13 protein-coding genes are annotated in these 18721 nt (G+C 72.2%); 9 read left to right on the top strand and 4 right to left on the bottom strand.

The features are described from left to right. Positions 1-33 precede the first annotated feature (33 nt). Positions 34-1200: a M20 family metallopeptidase gene (locus OG897_RS16175; RefSeq protein ID WP_266657421.1), complete on the bottom strand. Its 1167-nt coding sequence runs from the start codon at positions 1198-1200 to the stop codon at positions 34-36. 159 nt (positions 1201-1359) lie between these two features. On the opposite strand from OG897_RS16175, the gene OG897_RS16170 reads away from it, so the two are divergent. Continuing rightward, positions 1360-3597 carry a tetratricopeptide repeat protein gene (locus OG897_RS16170; RefSeq protein ID WP_266657419.1) on the top strand — a complete coding sequence of 746 codons (2238 nt, stop codon included), beginning with the start codon at positions 1360-1362 and terminating at the stop codon, positions 3595-3597. On the opposite strand, the gene OG897_RS16165 is transcribed toward OG897_RS16170, so the two are convergent. Beyond that, positions 3515-5368: a hypothetical protein gene (locus tag OG897_RS16165; protein ID WP_266657417.1), complete on the bottom strand. Its 1854-nt coding sequence runs from the start codon at positions 5366-5368 to the stop codon at positions 3515-3517. The genes OG897_RS16170 and OG897_RS16165 overlap by 83 nt on opposite strands. Positions 5369-5588: 220 nt before the next feature. Here OG897_RS16165 and OG897_RS16160 point away from each other — a divergent pair, with 220 nt between their 5' ends. From OG897_RS16160 to OG897_RS16140, 5 genes are all read left to right on the top strand, one after another. Continuing rightward, positions 5589-7310, top strand: a complete 1722-nt coding sequence (locus OG897_RS16160) for a cytochrome bc complex cytochrome b subunit (RefSeq protein ID WP_266657415.1) — start codon at positions 5589-5591, stop codon at positions 7308-7310. Between the two features lie 247 nt (positions 7311-7557). Further along, the gene (locus OG897_RS16155) at positions 7558-8463 is read left to right on the top strand and encodes a LysR family transcriptional regulator (RefSeq protein WP_266657413.1); all 906 of its coding nucleotides are present in this window, start codon (positions 7558-7560) and stop codon (positions 8461-8463) included. A 92-nt stretch (positions 8464-8555) separates the two neighbouring features. Then, positions 8556-9125 (top strand): cysteine dioxygenase family protein, encoded by a 570-nt coding sequence (locus OG897_RS16150; RefSeq protein WP_266657411.1) that lies wholly within the window; start codon positions 8556-8558, stop codon positions 9123-9125. After that, entirely contained in the window at positions 9125-10177 is a 1053-nt protein-coding gene (locus tag OG897_RS16145; RefSeq protein WP_266657409.1) for a YeiH family protein, read from the top strand. The genes OG897_RS16150 and OG897_RS16145 overlap by 1 nt, the downstream gene beginning before the upstream one ends. Positions 10178-10294: 117 nt before the next feature. Then, positions 10295-12976, top strand: a complete 2682-nt coding sequence (locus OG897_RS16140) for an AAA family ATPase (protein ID WP_266657407.1) — start codon at positions 10295-10297, stop codon at positions 12974-12976. Between the two features lie 43 nt (positions 12977-13019). Here OG897_RS16140 and OG897_RS16135 read toward each other — a convergent pair whose 3' ends face one another. Then, positions 13020-14309, bottom strand: coding sequence for an MFS transporter (locus OG897_RS16135; protein WP_266657405.1), 1290 nt, complete (start codon positions 14307-14309; stop codon positions 13020-13022). Between the two features lie 91 nt (positions 14310-14400). Next, complete coding sequence (locus OG897_RS16130) at positions 14401-15588, bottom strand: GDSL-type esterase/lipase family protein (protein ID WP_266657403.1); 1188 nt, start codon at positions 15586-15588, stop codon at positions 14401-14403. Positions 15589-15720: 132 nt separating this feature from the next. On the opposite strand from OG897_RS16130, the gene OG897_RS16125 reads away from it, so the two are divergent. The 3 genes from OG897_RS16125 to OG897_RS16115 all read left to right on the top strand — a co-directional run bounded on the left by OG897_RS16125 (position 15721) and on the right by OG897_RS16115 (position 18706). After that, entirely contained in the window at positions 15721-16623 is a 903-nt protein-coding gene (locus OG897_RS16125) for a TetR/AcrR family transcriptional regulator (RefSeq protein WP_266657401.1), read from the top strand. Between the two features lie 126 nt (positions 16624-16749). Continuing rightward, positions 16750-17643, top strand: coding sequence for a 3-keto-5-aminohexanoate cleavage protein (locus tag OG897_RS16120; protein ID WP_266657399.1), 894 nt, complete (start codon positions 16750-16752; stop codon positions 17641-17643). A gap of 73 nt (positions 17644-17716) precedes the next feature. Then, entirely contained in the window at positions 17717-18706 is a 990-nt protein-coding gene (locus tag OG897_RS16115; protein WP_266657397.1) for a 3-hydroxyacyl-CoA dehydrogenase NAD-binding domain-containing protein, read from the top strand. Positions 18707-18721 lie beyond the last annotated feature (15 nt).

Here is an 18721-nt window from a genome sequence, read left to right as displayed (position 1 = left end):
CTGCCGGGGGCTCCGCCCCCGGACCCCCGCGCCTCAAACGTCGGCGGGGCCGGATGTGGCGGAGCCAGCAAGGGCGAAGTCCGCCGCCGTCCACGCCAGCCCCAATGCCCCCTCCAGCATCGCCCGTTCCGCCTCCTCCGTCGCCGCGGCGGCCGTGAACTCCGGCTGGTGCGGGCCGCAGCCCGTCGCGCCGATGTTCAGGACCGGATGGATCGACGGCACCACGTGCGACACGTTCCCCATGTCCGTCGACGCGAACGGGCCGCGCACCTCCGGCTCAGGACGCCCCAGCGCCCGTGCGTTCGCCGTCCACAGGGTCACCAGCCCCGGGTCCGAACGGAACTCCAGGTAGTCCGGGGAAGGCTGCGCCAGGTCGACCTCGCAGCCCGTGGCCAGGGCACCCGCCCGGAAGCAGTCCTCGACCCGGGCGCGCAGTTCGCGCAGCTCCGGTGCGGACGGCGTGCGCAGCGCGTAGCCCGCGTGCGCCCGCTCCGGGATCGCGTTGAGGGCCGTGCCCGCCTCCGTGGTGATGCCGTGCACCTTCCAGTCGCCCGGCAGGTGCTGGCGCAGGAGACCGAGCGCGACCTGGGCCACCGTCAGGGCGTCCGCCGCGTTCCGGCCGTCCTGCGGGTTCATCGCGGCGTGCGCGGACTTGCCCGTGTACGTCACGTCCAGTGAGCCCATCGCGTACGAATGGAAGTCCGCCACGTCGAACGGGCACGGATGGATCATCATCGCCGCATCGACCCCGTCGAACGCCCCCGCGTCCAGAAGTAGCGCCTTCCCGCCTCCGCTCTCCTCGGCGGGGGTGCCCAACACCCTGACGGTCAGACCGAGTTCGTCGGCGTACGGAGCCAGGGCCAGGGCCGCGCCCACCCCGGCCGCCGCGATCAGGTTGTGGCCGCAGGCGTGGCCCATGCCGGGCAGCGCGTCGTACTCACAGGCCAGAGCCACCGTCACCGGGCCGGATCCGGCCCGCGCCTCGAAGGCGGTCGGCAGGCCGTACGCCGGTGCGGTCACCGCGAAGCCGTGGGTGCGTAGTGCCTCCGCGCACCACGCGGCCGCCCGGTGCTCCTCGAAGGCGGTTTCCGGGTGGGCGTGGATGCGGCGGCTCAGCGCTACCAGTTCCGTGGCGACCTCGTCGATCCGGGCCCGTATCCCGGCCTTGACCGCGTTGTCGACTTCCGTGACGTCCGTCACCTGGCGACCTCCTGACCATTGCGTTTCAGCTTTACCTGCCACCCTACGACCGCCCGAGAAGGGGAGCTGACGCTGCCGCCCCTGTGGGGTGTTGTGCGGCTTGCCCCTGTCGATACGGTTGATCCATCGTGGACGTGGACGACGGGGGAGTGGCTGCTGATGCTTGATCTCATCTCGGTGGGGGCGATTTCGACCGTGCTGGGAGCTGTCGCCTCCGGAACGGCCTCCGAAGCGGGCAAGTGGGTCTGGCAGTCGGCCGGTTCGCTGGTGCAGCGCATTCTCGGGAGGGACGTCGCGGCACCCGTCGACCAGCGTCAGGTCGAGCGACTGGCCCGGCAGGTGCACGAGGCGATACAGCGTGATCCCGGCCTCGCCCGCGACTGGGACACCTTCGCGCGCACCGTGCAGCGGGCGGCGGGAGCCCGTTCCGTGCCCCGACTCCCCGCCGCGTCACGGAACTTCACGAACCGTCAGCGTGTACTCAAAGCGCTCGACGAGGAAGCGGGGCGAAAGGCGGACGGGCGGCCCAGAGTGGCCCTGCTCCACGGACCCGAAGGCATCGGCACCTCCGAGATCGCCCGGTGCTGGGGCGGGCGGGAAGCCGAGCGGCGGTTCAAGGACGGGCAGGTCTGGCTGGATCTGCGGAGCGGGCCCGGCGGGCGGCTGGAGCCGGGTGCCGCACTGAGCGAAGCGCTCCGTCAACTGGGCGTGCCCGATGGGGAGATACCGCCTTCGGTGGAGCGCAGGGCCGAGTTCTTCCGGCGCTGCGTCGCCGATCTCGCGCTGCTCGTCGTGCTCGATCACGCCACCTCGGCCGCCCAGGTGCTGCCCCTCGTCGCCACCGCACCCGGCGTGGTCACCGTGGTGACCGCCCGCGACCCGCTCCTCCAGCTTCCCGCCCTGCGGATTCCCGTCGGCCCGCTCGCGGAGAAGTACGTCCGCAGACTCCTGGAGGCGACAGCGGGGCGTCCGGCCGTCGACGCGGCCCGGGCCGTGCTGCCCTCGGTGATCGCCGACTGCGGCGGATCGCCCTACGCGGTGCTGGCCGCCGCACCCCGGCTGGCCGCAGCGCCACGGGTGGCCACGGTGCCGCAACCCCGCACGGAGAGGCAGCAGTTACCCGCCATGAACGAACGCGATGCCGTCCGCACCGCCATCGAGCACGCCTACCGCTCCCTCGACCCCGTCACCGCCCGCGCGCACCGGCTGACCGCGCTGCGCCCCTGGCCCGTCGTCACCGCCGCGCTGACCGCGCGCGCCGCCAACCTCGCGCTTCCCGACGCGGCCCGCGCCCTCGACGTACTCGCGGCGAACCAACTGCTCGACACCACTCCCGAGGGCCGTCACCGTCAGCGGCCCTCCGTGCGCGCCCACGCCGAGCAGGAGGCTGCCCGGGAGGACGGCATGGCCGTCTGCTCGGCTGCCGTGGGACGCGTACTCGACGGATACCTGCACTTCGCCGAGCCGACCGCCCGTGCGGCCCTGCCGCAGAGCTGGCGTTCGCCCGAACCGGCCGACACAGACCAGGAGTTGGCGTACGGGAGTCAGGGTGAGGCGGTGGCCGCGCTCGCCGCCGAGTCCGCCAACCTCGCCGAAGCCGTCGCCGCCGCCGACGAGTTCGGACGGCCCGACACCGTGTGCAGGCTGGTCCGTGCCCTGTGGCCGGTCCAGCTCAAGGCGGGGCACCTGGACGTCCTGCTGCCCGCGCTGCACACCGGCGTCCGTACCGCCGACACCCACTTCCCCGGCACCCGCACCGCCGGGACGATGCACGCCCACCTCGGCTTCGCCCTCACCGCCCTCGAACGGTACGAGGAGGCCGAGCGGGAACTGCTCGCCGCCGCCCGGGACGAGAGCGCCGCAGGGCACGTGCGGGGGCACGCCTCGGCGGTCGAGGGGTTGGGGCTGCTGCGGCTGGCGCAGTGGCGGTGGGAGGAGGCGTACGCGCTCTTCGACCAGGCGGACGGGCTGTACGCGGGCATCGGGCCGGGGGACGAAGGCGCCGCCGACCTGCCGCGTGCCCGCGCCCTCCTCGAACGCCACCGGGGGCGTGCGCTCACCGGGATGCGGCAGCCGGAGGCGGCGCGCGAACGGCTCGACGCGGCGGTGCGTTTCTTCCGCGCGGGCGGCGACGCGTACAACACGGCACGGGCCCTCACCGACCTCGCCCGTACCCACGTCGACGGGACCCGGCGCGCGAGCCCGGCCGAGCAGGCCGCCGCGCTGCCGCTGGTCGACGAGGCGATCGCCGTACTGGAGGCCGAGCGGGCGGATCATCACCTCGCCTACCTCCGGCGACTGCGCGCGCTGTGCGTCAGCCCCGAAGCGGGTCCTTCGGGTCCTTCGGGCCCTTCGGGGTCGTCGACTCCGACCCCGGGTCCTGGCCCGCGTCCGTGACCGTCACGGAGTGCACGGCGGAGCCGGTCCGTACGGTCAGCGCGTGCGTCGGCTCCGTCCCGTCCGCCAGGAGGGCGAGCAGCGCTGACGCGTAGAGGGCCGGGTCCGCGCGCGTCGTGCCGGTGAGGTGGAGGAGCCTGCCCCCGCGGGTGCGGACCGTGCAGGAGTCCGGCCCGGTGACGTACGCCGCGAGCGCGCACTGCGGGAAGCGGTCCAGCACCCCGGCGGTCCAGCGGGCGGGGCCCCCGAAGCGCGGGTCGTCCGGTGAGCCCTCGCGGTGGATGACGTCGGCGAGCGTGAGCCGCCCGGGGTCCCGGGTGTCCTCGTGCACCGCCGTGTGCACGTCCCCGCGCACGTCGGGCACCGTGCGCGGGTCGGCGTACCGGGTCACCGAAACCTCCCGGCCCGGCCCCCGGACCGTCACCACGTGCAGGGGCGCGGTGATGCGCGGGGGTTCGTACGGCGGACACGGCAGCGGTACGGGGCGGGCCGGGTCGAGAGGCTCGGGGCGGGCCATCAGGCCGTAGAAGAGCGTGCGCAGGAGCGTCGCGGACTCGCCGGGGGTGGACGTGGTGAGTTCGGCGGCGTCCGTCAACGGGCGATGTGCGGAAATGAGTTGGTCGAGTTGTGGGGTGAGTGAGGCGTACGGGTCCAGGCGCGGGGCGTTCGTGACGAAGTCCGCGACGGGGGAGTCGGGGGCGAGCCCGGCGAGCGGGGCCGCGCCGAGCAGTACGGGCGTACCGAGGGCGGCGGCGTAGTACGAGACCGCGCCGTGGTCGCCGATCACGGCGTCGGCGGCGAGGAGCGCCTGCCGCCAGTGGTGCAGCGGATCGACGAGGACGAGGCCCGAGCGGCGGGCCCGGTCGAGCCAGGCGCGGATCTGGCCGGGGCCGTGCCCGGCCCAGATGTTGGGATGCAGGACGGCGGCGACGCGGTATTCGTCGGCGGGGAGGTCCGAGGCGAGGCGGGGGAGCAGGGTGGGGAGAACGTCCTCGTCGCCGCCGTCACCGAAGAGCGATTCCGGGTTCCAGGTGGAGTTGACGACGATCAGGCGCTGGCCGGGGTGCACGCCCAGTGCGTTGCGGAAGTAGGCGCGGTGCGGGCGGGCCGCCAGGATGCGGTCGAAGCACGGATCCCCGGCGAGGACGCCGGTGTGGGCGGCGTCGGGACAGGCGTCCTTGAGGCGGGCCTGCTGCTCGGGGTGGGACAGGACGAGCGCGTCGGCGATCGGGACGCCGTCGTGCAGCAGCCACGCGGGGGAGAGGCCGAAGACGGGCACGGCGGCGTCGGCGATGCGGGCGGCAGGGCGCGGCCGGGCTCCGGGCGAAGGGTGTCCGGTGTCCGGTGTCCGGTGTCCGGTGTCCGGTGTGGCCAGCCTTTTAGTGTAGCCAACACCGTGCGAGAGGATGGCCAACTTCCCCTGAATGAGGTGGAGTTCGCCGCCGAAGCTGGCGGATATCGCGAGGTCCACGGGCGTCGCGAGCGCCTGCGCCCACGGCAGTACCGGCACCCCGAGCGCCGTCAGCAGCTCCGCGACCCCGGCGCGGAACGCCGACGAGCCGGGACACGTCGCCAGCAGCTGTACCCCGGTGTCGTCGTCGAAGAGCGGAGCCACGTCCAGCAACCGGGTCGCGGACGTCACGTTGTGCACGACGAGCAGCACGAGGCGGCTCTTGCCCCGGGTGGCCCAGCGCCCCGAACCGTCCCCGACCGGCACCCGTATCCAGTCCTCGCGCCCCGCGCCCGCCGCGTGCTCCCCCGGACTCGCCACCTGCTCCCCCGCTCTCGGTCCCGTGCTCGGCTCGTTGATCCCGTACTCCGTGACCGGCCACGATATCCAGCCGCCGGGCGGAGCCCGCGCGCGAGCCCCGGAACCCCGTCCCACCTGCCGTCTCCGGTACTCGCCTCACCTATCAACTCCCTGTGTCGTCAACCCTGTTGGATCTGTATGGCGACGCGCCTACTCTGAGAGGTCCGTATGAGGGGGTCGTATGAGCAAGGTCGGCGACAGCGGACTCACGCAAGGCGACGGCGCTCGGCCAGCACCGCCCGGCAAGGGCGAGAAGCTGGCCGACTGGGCGGACGGACGGCTCGGGCTCTACCCGATGGCCAAGGCCAACCTGCGGAAGATCTTCCCGGACCACTGGTCCTTCATGCTGGGCGAGATCTGCCTCTACAGCTTCCTGATCATCATCCTCACCGGCATCTACCTCACGCTCTTCTTCGAGCCCAGCAGCGCCGAGGTCGTCTATCACGGCGCGTACACCCCGCTCAGCGGCATCCGCATGACCCGGGCCTTCGAGTCCACCCTCGACATCAGCTTCGAGGTGCGCGGCGGGCTGCTCATCCGGCAGATCCACCACTGGGCCGCACTGGTCTTCGTCGCCGCGATGCTCGTGCACATGATGCGGGTCTTCTTCACCGGGGCGTTCCGCAAACCGCGTGAGCTCAACTGGCTGTTCGGCTGGACGCTGCTCTTCCTCGGCCTGATCACCGGACTCACCGGCTACTCGCTCCCCGACGACCTGCTCTCCGGCACCGGCCTCCGCTTCGCACACGGGGCGATCCTGTCGATCCCCGTCGTCGGCACGTACATCGCGTTCTTCCTGTTCGGCGGAGAGTTCCCCGGCGAGGACATCATCGCCCGCCTCTATCCGATCCACATCCTGCTGCTGCCCGGCATCATGCTGGGGCTGGTCGTCGCCCACCTGATCCTGGTCTTCTACCACAAGCACACCCAGTTCGCGGGGCCGGGGCGGACCGAGAAGAACGTGGTCGGTGCGCCCTTCATGCCGGTCTACATCGCCAAGGCGGGCGGCTTCTTCTTCCTCGTCTTCGGGGTGCTCGCGGTCGTCGCCGCGACCTTCTCCATCAACCCGGTCTGGGCGATGGGACCGTACCGGCCCGACCACGTGTCCACCGGAGCGCAGCCCGACTGGTACCTCGGCTTCTCCGAGGGGCTGATCCGGGTGATGCCCAGCTGGGAGATCAGCGCCTGGGGGCACACGGTCAACCTGGGCGTCTTCATCCCGTTCACGCTCTTCCCGCTGGTCATGGTGGCCATCGCGGTCTACCCCTTCGTCGAGGCGTGGGTCACCAAGGACAAGCGCGAGCACCACATCGCCCAGCGGCCCCGCAACGCTCCGACGAGGACGGGTCTCGGCGTCGCCTGGCTGACGGTGTACGTGGTGGCGCTGATCGGCGGCGGCAACGACATCGTCGCGTACCGCTTCCACCTGTCCCTCAACGCCATCACCTGGTTCGTGCGGATCGGCTTCTTCGTCGCACCCGTGCTGGCCTTCCTGATCACCCGCAGGATCTGTCAGGGGCTCCAACTCCGCGACAGCGAGAAGGCGTTGCACGGCAGGGAGAGCGGCACGATCAAGCGGCTGCCGCACGGCGAGTTCGTCGAGGTGCACGCCCCGCTCTCGCAGGCCGAGCTGCACACGCTGACCGCGCACGAGCAGCCAGTGCCCTTCGAGGTGGGTCCGGAGGTCGACGCCAACGGGGTGCGCAGGCGCATCAGGCGTTCCGACCGGTTGCGGGCGAGGCTCGCGAAGGCGATGTACGGGCCGGGGACGTACGTACCGAAGCCGACGGCGGAGGAGTACCGGCGGGCTCTGCACAGCGGGCACGGCGGGAACGGGAAGCACGGCGGGCCGGACGAGCACGGCGGCCCCGGTGAGCAGGCCGAGCAGTCGCAGCGTCACTGACGAGCAGTCGCAGCGTCACTGACGAACTGACGGGCGGGTGACACGACGGGGCGGCGCCCAGGTGATCCAGGTGCCGCCCCGCACACGCCCCGTCGCGTACGCGTCGGACCCCGGCTACCGGGAGTGGGAGGCCCACGCGGTGCGGCCGGAACGTGAAGGCTCTTTTCGGCACCCCCGCCGGGAGCTCTCCGAGGGACCCCAAATCCTGCTTATGATCCGCCGGGGCCCGTCCCGCTATGCTGACCCGGTGTTCGATTCCAGGCACATCAGAACCTTCCATGAAGTAGTGCTCACCGGCTCCTATTCCGCCGCCGCCCGAGCCCTGGGGTACACCCAGCCCGCCATCACCCAGCAGATGAAGGCGCTCGAACGCGACGTCGGCACCCCTCTCTTCACCCGCGCCGGACGCGGCCTGCGGCTCACCGAAGCGGGGGAGACCCTGTCCCGGCACGCCGCCGCCATCCTCGACACCATGAGCGCGGCCCAGCAGCAGATGACCGCGCTGACCCGGCTGCACAGCGGGCGCGTGAGGCTCTGCGCGTTCCCCAGCGCCAACGCCACCCTCGTCCCCGAAACCCTGGCCCGGCTCGCGTCGGGACACCCCGGGGTGCGGGTCGAGCTGAGCGAGGAGGAGCCGCCGGAGTCCCTCCAGCGGCTGGCGCGCGGGGAGTGCGACATCGCGCTGGCCTTCACGTATCCCGGTCTGGCGGAGGAGATCCCGGACGAGGTGATGGCGGTCCCGCTCCTGGAGGACCAGCTCCTCGTCCTCCTGCCGACCCGGCACCCGCTCACCCGCCGCCGCACCGTCGAACTCGCCGACCTGGCCGAGGAACGGTGGATCGCGGGCTGTCTGCGCTGCCGCGTCAACTTCCTCCACGAGTGCGCCGCCCAGGGCTTCGCCCCCGACATCGCCTTCACCACCGACGACAACCTGGTCGTCCAGAGCCTCGTCGCGGAGGGACTCGGCATCGCCATGATGCCCGGCCTCGTCCTCAACTTCCTGCGCCACGAACAGGTCACCGGCCGGGCCCTGGCCCCCGCCTCCAAGCGCCAGGTGTCCGCGTACGTCCTGCGCGAGCACCTGCGCATACCCGCGACCGCGCTCGTCCTCGACGAACTGAAGACCGTCGCCGCCCACAAGATCGGCTGCTGATCTCTCCCTCCTCCCCGGTATAAGCAGAATTTGGGTACCTGCGTACGAATCGATGTTGGACGTGATGGATCGGGCGGCTGCACGCTGCCCGTATGACCACGACTTCGACCGCCTACACGGCCGCGCGCACGACCGCCCGCCTGGACGCCCTCGTCGCTTCGGTACGCGAAGCCGTGGGCCAGGGCCTGCCGCCGGACCTCACCGCCTACCTCGTCGGCGAACGCCTCGCGCCGCACCTGGGCTCCGCCGACCTCCTCACGCCGGAACAGCAGGAGCCGGACCCCTCCTGCTACCGCCAGCACCTGCTGCACGCCGAGCGCGACGGCAGCTTCTCGGTCGTCGCCCTGGTCTGGCTGCCGGGACAGCAGACCTCCGTCCACGACCACGTCTCCTGGTGTACGACCGGGGTCCACGTCGGTGAGGAGCGCGAGCGCCGCTACCGACTGGTCCCCGCGACGGAGGGCGCCCGCGCCCACCTCGTCGCCACCGAGGACGTCATCAACCCGCAGGGCGCGGTCTGCGGTTTCGCCCCGCCCGGCGACATCCACCGGGTCTGGAACGCCTGCGACGACGTGGCGATATCCCTCCACGTCTACGGTGCGGACATCTCCCGCATCGGCTCCAGCGTCCGCCGTGTGTACGAACTCCCGGCCGACCGCTGATGGCGCTCCTGCGGGAACGCCCCACCCGGCACCGCCCGCTCACCGGCGTCCCGGCCACACCCGGCAAGCTCCCGGGGCTGGTACTGGCCGCCCTCGGCGTGGCCGCCGCATGGGGAATCCACCGGCTGGTCCCGGCCGTACCGATGCTGACGGCGGCGGTGGTGCTCGGCATCGTCGTGGCCCACCTCCCCCTGGCGCGGGCGACGGTACGGGGCGCGGCACGCCCCGGCCTGACCTTCGCCGGGAAGCGGCTGATGCGGGTCGGCATCGTCCTGCTCGGGCTGAAACTCAGCCTGGACGACGTGCTGGGCATCGGCTGGGCGACCGTGGCGATGGTCCTGGTCGTCGTCGCCGCCACCTTCTTCGGCACGTGGTGGCTGGGCCGGAGGATGGGCCTTCCCGGAGACCAGCCCCTCCTGATCGCCACCGGCTACTCGATCTGCGGGGCGTCGGCGATCGGAGCGGTCAGCGAGGCCACCGACAGCGACGAGCGCGACACGGCCACGTCCGTCGCCCTGGTGACCCTGTGCGGGACCCTCGCCATCGCCGTACTCCCTCTGCTGCACGCGCCGTTGGGGCTGACGGACGCGGAGTTCGGGCGGTGGGTCGGGGCGAGCGTGCACGACGTCGGGCAGGTCGTCGCGACGGCACAGACCGCCGGCCCCGGGGCGCTCGGCGAAGCGGTCCTGGTGAAGCTGATGCGGGTGGCGCTGCTGGCCCCGCTGGTGGCGGCGGTGGCTCTCTCGGTACGTCGGCGCCGGAAGGGGGCGGCGGTGGCGGCGGGCCAGAAGAGGCCGCCGATCGTCCCGCTCTTCGTGGTCGGCTTCCTGGCGATGGTGGTGGTGCGGAGCACGGGGTGGGTGCCGGGGGCCGGGCTCGACGCCGCCCAGCACGCACAGGAGCTGCTGCTGGCCGCCGCGTTGTTCGGGCTGGGGAGCGCCGTCCACCTGCCGTCGCTGACGCGGACCGGGGGACGGGTGGCGGGACTCGGGCTGTGCGCGTGGGTGGTGGTGGCGGGGGTGTCGTACGGCGGTGTACTGCTCACGGCGTGAGGACCGGGGGCCCGGCCCCGGCGGGAGACCTCCCCCGGAGGGGGAAAATCCGGAGAACCTGGCCAGGGGCCAGCCCGTGCGGCTAGGCTCGGAACTCCGACGCAGCGAGGGGGAGGCATGCCCGTGCCCCGGCCGGAAAACCCAGCCCACGTACCGCAGTTGATCGAGCGTGATGCGGAACTGGCGGCAGCCGCAAAGGCCCTTGACGCACTCTGCGGAGACCCCTCGCCCCGAGGCGGGGTCCTCCTCTTCCGAGGCGAAGCGGGCATCGGCAAGACCGCCCTCCTCGGGGAGATCCAGCTCCTCGCCCGGGACCGCGGCTGTGTCGTCTGGTCCGCCCGGGGCGGCGAGACGGTCGCCTCCGTGGCGTTCCACGTCGTGCGCCACCTCCTTCAGCCCGCACTGGCGGGCGCGAGCGACGCCACCACCCGAGGTCTCCTCGGCGACTGGCACACGAGCATCGCCCCCGCCCTCGGCATCACCCCGCCCAACAGCGAGGTCAACGCCGACCCGCAGGGTGTCCGCGACGGACTGGACACCCTCGTCGGCCAGCTCGCCGCACTCCACCGCCCGCTGGTCCTCGTCGTCGACGACCTCCAGTGGAGCGACCTGGAGACCCTGCGCTGGCTGGTCCCGTTCGCCGGGCGCACCGGCGGGCCCCCGCTGCTGCTGGTCACCGCCTACCGCGTGAACGAGGCGAAGGGCGAGACCGCCGCCCTGCTCCGTCAGCTCGACACCACGGTGCGCCGCGTGGGCATCGACGTCGTCCTTGGCCCGCTCTCCCCGCCCGGCACGGCCCGCTTCGCCCGGGAAGTGCTGGGCGAGCACGCTGACGACCCGTTCTGCCGGGAGGTGTGGGCCGTGACCGGCGGCAACCTCTACGAGACCGTCGAACTGGTCGCCCGCGCCAAGGAGCAGGCCATCGACCCGGTCGAGGGCACGGCGGGCTCACTGCGGCCCCTCATGGACTCCGCCCGCCCGCAAGGACTGGTGGAGCGGCTCCAGAAGATGGGCGACAACACCGTCAACTTCGCCTTCGCCGTCGCGATCCTGGAAACCGACGTGTCCCTGAAGCTCGCCGCCGACCTGGCGGTGCTGGGCGTCGCCGAAGCCGCCGAGTGCGCCGAACGGCTGCGTGCCGCCCGCATCCTGACCGGCGAGGACGAGCATCTGGAGTTCGTCCACCCGACCGTCGCCACCGCTGTGTACGACGCCGTGCCGCACTGGGCCCGCCGGGCCATGCACGGCATCGCCGCCGAGATACTGCTCGACGACGGGCACAGCGCGGCAGCCGCCTCCCGCCACCTCATGGAGGTGCCGCCCGAGGAGAATCCGGAGCTGGTCGAGCAGCTGCGGGCCGCTCACCGGGAGTACGTCGCGGTGGGCGCGCCCGACGCCGCCCGGCTCTGCCTGGAGCGTGCGCTGAAGGAGCCGCCACTGCCCACGGTCTTCGCTCAGGTGCGTTACGAGCTGGGCAAGGTCATCACGCTCAGCGCGCCCGCCACCGCGGCCGAGCACCTCACGAAGGCCCTGGAGCAGCCGGGCCTGGACGACGAGCAGCAGGCGGACGCCGTGTTCCTGCTGTCCCAGGCGCTCACGCACAACAACCAAGCCGCCGAGGCCGGGCAGATGGTGGCAGCGGCTGCCGAGGCCGCCCCCGAGGGGCCGCTGCGGATGCGCCTGCAGACCGTGCAGTTCCTGTGGGAGGGCGTGTACGCGTCCGAGATCGACGGTCCCGCGAGATCCCGTCGGCTCAAGGAGGCCGCCGCCCACGTCCAGGGCTGCGACACCACCGAGCAGGCCCTCCTGATGCTCCGCGCGTTCGACGCGACCGCCATCGGCGAGGACGCGCAGGCGGTCGTGGAGATCGGCGACCGGGCCCTCGTCAACGGCAGCCTCCCCGCCGGTCTGACCTGGACCGACCTGACGTGGGGCTTCGAGCCGCCCGCCCTGCTCGGCCTCAGCTACGCCTTCGCCGACCAACTCGACCGCGCGGACGCCCTGTTCGGGGAGGCCCGCCGGGCGTTCACCGAGGCGGGCTGGAGCGGCGGCCACCTGGCTTTCGCGTACGCACTCACCGGCTATCTCCAGCGCAGGCGCGGCAACCTGGTGCGTGCCGAGGTCGACCTCCGGGAGAGTGTGCGGCTCGCCGAGCGCGTCGGCAAGGGCCTGCCGATGCACTGGGACGCCGTGTGCATGCTCATCGACACCCTGCTGGCCCGCGGCCTGGTCGCCGACGCGCAGCAGGTCGCGGACGGCTTCGGCTTCCACGCTCCGTACCCCACCACGATCCTCATCCCCGACGCCGCTTCGGTGCGGGGCAGGCTCCTGCTCGCCCAGGGGCGTACCGCCGATGCCATCGACGAACTCGAAGCGGCGGGCGCGGCGTTGAAGGCGCGCGGCAGGCACAACACGGTGCTCGCCCCGTGGGCCCTGGACCTGGCCCGCGCGGTCGCGCCCGACGACCCGGAGCGGGCCGGGCGGCTCGCCGCGTACGCCCGGGAGAAGGCGGAACGGTTCGGCACGAACACCGCGATCGGTGAAGCCATGCGCTGCCAGGCGGAGTTGGCCGAAGGTCAGCGCAAGGCGGAGCTGCTGCGCCGTGCGGTGGACTTCCTCAGCTCCTCGCCCTGCAAGTACGAACACGCGGCGGCCCGCATCGAGTTGGGCCGTGCGATCCGTTCCCGCGCCGAACTGGAGAAGGGCCGCGCCCATGCGGTCGACGCCGGTGCCGCCGCCCTGGTCAAGGCGGCCGACGAAACGCTGCGCGAGCTGGGCTTCCCGTACGGCGACGAGTAGCGCCCCGCCGGAGGGCTCGCGCCCTCCGGCGTCGTACGACGGCCTACTTCGCCAGCTCCTTGTGCGCGTTCTCCGGCAGCCTGAAGAACACCACCGACGACACGAGGCACAGCGCGGCCACGTACCAGGGGAACAGCCCCGGATTGCCCATCTCCTTGAACAGCGTCCCCATGTACGGCGCGGTCCCGCCGAACATCGCCACCGTCAGCGAGTACGGGAAGCCGATGCCCGAGGCCCGTACCTTCGCCGGGAAGATCTCCGCGTTGACGGCCGCCGAGATCGAGGTGAATCCCGTCAGCAGCACCATCCCCGCACAGCTCACCAGCACCAGCGTGCCGAATGACACACCCCCGTCCACCACCCGCAGCAGCGGCACGATCAGCAGTGCGAAGCCGATCCCCGAGAACAGCAGCAGCGGCCGGCGCCCGATCCGGTCCGAGAGCAGCCCGCCGAGCGGCTGGAGCACCGCGAAGAACGCCAGCGAGATGGTGCCCGCGAGCAGCGCGTCCGACTTGTCGAAGCCGCCGTTCAGCTCCGCGTACGTCGGCAGGTAGGACGTCCACGTGTAGTACGAGATGGTGCCGCCCACGGTGATTCCGCAGATCAGCAACGACTGGCGCGGGTACGTGCGCAGCGCGTCGAACAGCCCGGGCCGGTCCGCACGCTCCACCGGCACGTGCGTCTCGTGCGCCCCACGACGAATCCAGAACCCCACCAGGCTCAGCACCGCACCGAGCAGGAACGGCACCCGCCACCCCCACCCGTCCATCTGCCCGTCGCTCAGATTCGACACGAGCAGCGCGGCGATCCCGGACGCGGCGAGCTGGCCCGCGGTCGTGGAGACGTACTGGAAGCTGGAGAACAGACCTCGCCTGCCGGTCCCCGCCGACTCCACCAGGAACGTCGTCGACGCGGCGAACTCCCCGCCCACGGACAGCCCTTGGAGCAGCCGTGCCACCACCAGGATCACCGGCGCGAGGACACCCACCGACGCGTACGTGGGCGTGAGCCCGACCAGCAGGCTGCTGCCGCCCATCAGCAGGATCGTCACGGTCAGCGCGGTCCGCCGCCCGCGCCGGTCCGCGACCGCACCCAGCAGGAGACCGCCGACCGGCCGCATGAAGAACCCCACCGCGAAGACCGCGAAGGTCGACAGCAGCGGCACGAGCGGACTGCCCGCGCTCTTGGGGAAGATCTGCGAGGCGATGAACGTGGCGAGGAAGGTGTAGGCGTACCAGTCGTACCACTCGACGGCGTTGCCCACGGAGGCCGCGAGCAGTTGCCTGAGCGGCTTGCGGACGGTGTTCGGTGCGGGCGTGGTCGTCTCAGTCATGAGCGGTCGTCCCCTGCGCGTTCGTCTCAGTCATGATCAGGACGATGACCGAACCGGGGGAGCGGCACAAGGGCCTTGTGTGAAGGCCGCGTTAAGGAGTGCCCGCGTGCTGGGGAGCCGCTGGGGAGTGCGGGGATCGTCTCGCCCACCGGCCGGGGCCTTCGCCCGGGAGACCGTCGCCCAGTACCTTGCGCAGCGCGCCGAGGAAGCGTTCGGCGAACACCGGGTGCCCGGTCGGCCCCGGATGCAGCCGGTCCAGGCCCGGCGGCTCCAGCATCAGCGGTACGTCGCGCGGCCCGAAGACGTCGAGCCCGTTGATGTAGCGCAGCTTCACATCACCGTGCGAGCGCAGGAGGTGGACGACGTCGCGGGTGCGCTCCCGGATCTCCTCGACGGTCATTCCGGTCGGCCCGCGCAGCGTCTCGCGGTCCGGCGCGACGATCGTCGACATCAGGACGAACGGCGTGTCGGGGTGCCGTTCGCGGACCGTACGGACGAAGCCGACGAGCGCGGAGTCGAAGGCGCCAGGACTGTGACTGCCGAGCGACTGGACGTTGATTCCCACGCATGCCGTGAGCAGTTCGGCGGGCAGGTCGCGCATCAGGCGTGCGGTCATCGGCTGGAGGCAGCAGGCCGCGCCCATTGCCAGCGACGTCAGGTCGAGTCCGGCGTCGCGGGCGACCAGCGCGGGCCAGGCGCGGACCGGGGACGCGGCGCCGCGCCCCTGGGAGATGGAGCTTCCGTAGTGCACCCAGCGCGGCAGCACGCCAGTGTCGGGGCCGAGCGCCGACCCCGGGTCGAGGGCCAGGGAACGCAGCCGGAACTGGTGGTACGTCGGCAGCCACAGCTCCACCGTGACCATCCGCCCCGGCAGGCGTGCCGTGCGGAACTCCGCGTCACGGCCGTCGGCCGTCAGCTCGACCGTCTCCACCGGCCGCCCGTCCGCGACCACGTCGAGCCGGGGCTGTTCCTGCACGCCGGTCAGCCGGGGCGCCGGGTCGGCCTGGTAGCGGCAGGCCAGGGACCCGCTGTCGGTACGGAACGTCAGTCGCACTCCGGCGGGCATCGCCGCCCGGCCTATGCCGCCCTCGGGCAGATACAGTCTCGCCTCCTCGTACGGCACCCGCCAGGGCGACAACCAGGCGCCGCCGGGGCCGCGCTGCACGGAGACGGCGCCTCGGAAGCGAAGCGCGGGATGGTCGCCGGGCACGGTGCCGTTCTCCGGGGAGATCTGCGTGTGCGTGTGCGTGCTCGTGTGATCGGCTGTCGCGTCTGTCACTTCGGTCCTTCCGACGGAGTCGCACCGTCTTCGGTGAGTAATGCCTGACTGAGGCATCAGTCAGCATCTCAACGTCATGCTCACAGGGATGTGTGTTGAGATTTGCTCAATGCGTGAGTACGGTGGCCGACCATGCAGCACGAAGCAGTCGCCCCGGTGCCGGAAGGCGTACCGGAGCCCGCGTCCGACGTCGCAGCCAGGGTCCGGGAGGTCATCGCGGTCGCCGGAGTCAGCCAGCGGGAGTTCGCCCGGCGGATCGTGATGGACCCCTCGAAACTGTCCCGCTCGCTCGGCGGCACCCGTCGCTTCACCGCCGCCGAACTGGCCAGGGTCGCCGACACGGCCGGGGCGGACGTGGCGTGGCTGCTGGGCTCGCGCGCACCTGCGGCCCCGTCCGTACGACGCACCCGCAACGCCATCGCCACCACCAGCGCCGCACCTGACGGCGGCCGGCCCCTCCAGATCGTGCGGGAGGCCGTCCGGCTCATCGCCGAACGCGGATTCCACGCCGTACGGGTCGCCGACATCGCCGAGGCATGCGCCACCAGCACCGCCACCATCCACTACCACTTCCCCGGCCGGGACGACCTCCTCGAAGCGGCCGTCCGCTGGTGCATGGACGAGGACGCGGCACGCCGGGCGACCCGCACCGCCGACGCGGAGAACGCCGCCGACGAACTGCACCAGCTCATCGAGCTCCAGGTCCCGTACAGCGAGCAGCAGCGCCGCCAGTGGCTCGTCTGGGTCGACCTGTGGGCCCAGGCGGCACGCTCGACCGCCGTGGGCCGTCTGCACGTCGACTACTACCGGCAGTGGCGGGACACCGTCGCCGACGTCGTACGTCGCGGAGTCGCCCAGGGCGCCTTCCGGCCCGGCACCGACCCCGAGGGCGCGGCGCTCCGTCTCACCGCCCTCATCGACGGGCTCGCCAGCCAGGTGCTCGCCTCGACGCCCGGCGCCGTCGGCGGGACCAGCGCCGAGGACATGCACGGCGCACTCCTCGACCACGTGGCCGCGACCCTCATCCCTGCCTGATCGGTCCGCTCGCACGCCTGATCGGCCCCCCTTCCCTGCCTGATCGATCCCCTCCGCCGCACTCCCCGAATCACCGCTCCCCAGCGCAGCGCTTCCCCAACCACCGCTCCCCGTAAGGAGATCCGCATGACCGTGAACCAGGACGTCATCATCACCTGCGCCCTCACCGGCGCGGGCGACACCGTCCGCAAGAGCCCGCACGTCCCCGTCACCCCCGAGCAGATAGCCGCCTCCGCCGTTGAGGCGGCCGGGGCAGGGGCCGCCGTCGTCCACATCCACGTACGGGACCCCGAGACGGGCGAGCCGTCCCGCGACCCGCGCCTCTACCGCGAGGTCGTCGAGCGGATCAAGGAGACCGGCACCGACGTCGTCATCAACCTCACCGCAGGCATGGGCGGCGACCTGGTGATCGACCCGGACCGGCCGCTGAAGGACTTCCCGCTGCCCGGTACCGACCTCGTCGGCGGACTCGACCGGCTCCCGCACGTCGAGGAGCTGCTCCCCGACATCTGCACCCTCGACTGCGGCTCGCTGAACTTCGGCGACAACCTGTACGTCTCCACCCCCGACATGCTGCGCGCCGGTGCCCGGCGCATCCAGGAGCTTGGCGTACGGCCCGAGTTGGAGATCTTCGACACCGGCCAGCTGTGGTTCGCCAAGCAGCTCAGGGCCGAGGGCCTGCTCGACGACCCCACCGTCTTCCAGCTCTGCATGGGCATCCCGTGGGGCGCGCCCGCCGACCCCGGCGTCCTCCAGTCCATGGTCAACATGCTGCCAGAGGGCGCCCAGTTCGCGAGCTTCGCGCTCGGCAGGACGCAGATGCCGTGGGTGGCCCAGTCCATCCTGCTCGGCGGGCACGTCCGGGTCGGCCTGGAGGACAACCTCTACCTCGGCAAGGGCAACAAGGCCACCAACGCCCAGCTCGTCGAGCGCGCCGTCACCATCACCGAGTCGCTCGGCTCCCGGGTCGCCACCCCGGACGAGGCCCGCGCCAAACTCGGCCTCAAGCCGCGCGCCTGACGTCCCCCGCCGATCGAGCGGCGTGTCTGACGCCCCCTCACCCCACCTCATTCCGCGAGGAGTTCCCCCCACCATGACCTCCCCCACACCCCCCGCTCCCTGCACCCCCGAGGACGTGCGCCGTGTCGCCTGCGTCGGCGCCGGAGTCATCGGCGGCGGCTGGGTCGCCCACTTCCTGGCCCGTGGCTACGACGTCACCGCCTGGGACCCCGCCCCCGACGCCGAGGAGAAGCTGCGTCGTCTGGTCGACGCCGCCTGGCCCGCGCTCGTCCAGCTCGGACTCGCCGAAGGTGCTTCCCCGGACCGGCTGACCGTCACCGCGACGCTCCAAGAGGCCGTCGCCGACGCCCAGTTCGTCCAGGAGAGCGCGCCCGAGAAGCTCGAACTGAAGCGTGACCTGCTCCGGCAGCTCGACGCCGCCGCCCCCGCCGGTGTCGTCATCGCGTCCTCCACCTCCGGCTACCCGATGACCGACATGCAGACCGAGGCCACCGACCCCGGCCGCCTCGTCGTCGGCCACCCGTTCAACCCGCCGTACCTGATACCCCTGGTCGAGGTCGTCGGCGGCGAGCGCACCAGCGCCGGCGCCGTCGCCTGGTCCGCACGCTTCTACGAGGTCGCCGGAAAGTCCGTCATCACCATGGACCGCGAGGTCCCCGGCTTCATCGCCAACCGCCTCCAGGAAGCCCTGTGGCGGGAGGCCCTGCACATGGTCGCCAACGGCGAGGCCACCGTCCGCGAGATCGACGACTCCATCACCGAAGGGCCCGGTCTGCGCTGGGCGTTCATGGGCCCCATGCTCACCTTCGCGCTCGCGGGCGGCGAGGGCGGCATGGCCCACATGCTCGACCACTTCGGCCCGTCCCTGAAGTCCCCGTGGACCCGCCTCGAAGCACCCGAACTCGACAAGGAGCTGTACGACGCGGTGGTCGCCGGATGCGACGACGCGGCGGACGGCCGCACCGTCGCGGACCTCGTCGCCGAACGCGACCAGGGCGTCATCGACGTCCTGCGCGCCACCGGCCGCCTGCCGCAGCAGCGCACCCAGGGGGAGACCAAGTGAGCGGCGAAGCACGGG

Source organism: Streptomyces sp. NBC_00237 (assembly GCF_026342435.1).
Taxonomy (GTDB): Bacteria; Actinomycetota; Actinomycetes; order Streptomycetales; family Streptomycetaceae; genus Streptomyces.
Note: the sequence above shows the minus strand (reverse complement) of the source record. Positions and strands in the feature narration are given on the sequence as shown.

Coding starts and splice junctions, on each gene's coding strand:
- OG897_RS16135 (WP_266657405.1), bottom strand. CDS start 14,309: ATGACTGAGACGACCACGCCCGCACCGAACACCGTCCGCAAGCCGCTC.
- OG897_RS16145 (WP_266657409.1), top strand. CDS start 9,125: ATGGCGCTCCTGCGGGAACGCCCCACCCGGCACCGCCCGCTCACCGGC.
- OG897_RS16115 (WP_266657397.1), top strand. CDS start 17,717: ATGACCTCCCCCACACCCCCCGCTCCCTGCACCCCCGAGGACGTGCGC.
- OG897_RS16170 (WP_266657419.1), top strand. CDS start 1,360: ATGCTTGATCTCATCTCGGTGGGGGCGATTTCGACCGTGCTGGGAGCT.
- OG897_RS16140 (WP_266657407.1), top strand. CDS start 10,295: ATGCCCGTGCCCCGGCCGGAAAACCCAGCCCACGTACCGCAGTTGATC.
- OG897_RS16120 (WP_266657399.1), top strand. CDS start 16,750: ATGACCGTGAACCAGGACGTCATCATCACCTGCGCCCTCACCGGCGCG.
- OG897_RS16160 (WP_266657415.1), top strand. CDS start 5,589: ATGAGCAAGGTCGGCGACAGCGGACTCACGCAAGGCGACGGCGCTCGG.
- OG897_RS16125 (WP_266657401.1), top strand. CDS start 15,721: ATGCAGCACGAAGCAGTCGCCCCGGTGCCGGAAGGCGTACCGGAGCCC.
- OG897_RS16150 (WP_266657411.1), top strand. CDS start 8,556: ATGACCACGACTTCGACCGCCTACACGGCCGCGCGCACGACCGCCCGC.